Origin of the sequence: Pelomicrobium sp. G1, from assembly GCF_051905455.1 — a bacterium.
GTDB lineage: Bacteria > Pseudomonadota > Gammaproteobacteria > Burkholderiales > UBA6910 > Pelomicrobium.
On sequence record NZ_JBQACR010000319.1, the window covers coordinates 1 to 279 of the forward strand.

Genomic DNA, 279 nt, shown 5'->3' on the forward strand with positions numbered 1-279 from the left:
CTCCGAGACTCGCCTCCCCGATCCAGGCGGCAAAGAGCACCACTGCCAAGCCGCTCGTTCCTAGCGCCGGCACGAAGTGCCGCCGGTGGCGCAGGAATCCAGGCACGAATGCCCCCGCCGCCAGGAGCACGAGCACCCCGCCGAGCGCTCGATGGACCCATTCCCCAGTCCATAACTCGCTGCCCGCTACCGGCATGAGGGCCATCACTAAGGGCGTGGCCAGGCAGTGGAACAGGCACAGGGCGGAAGTCCAGAAGCCGGCCCGATCCCAGGCTGGAT

At 68.1% G+C, this 279-nt stretch carries 1 protein-coding gene; it reads right to left on the bottom strand.

Features of this window, described 5'->3' with window-relative positions:
• Positions 1–279 (bottom strand): MerC domain-containing protein (locus ACTFO6_RS18670; protein WP_439935861.1); only part of this gene is annotated, 279 nt, incomplete at both ends.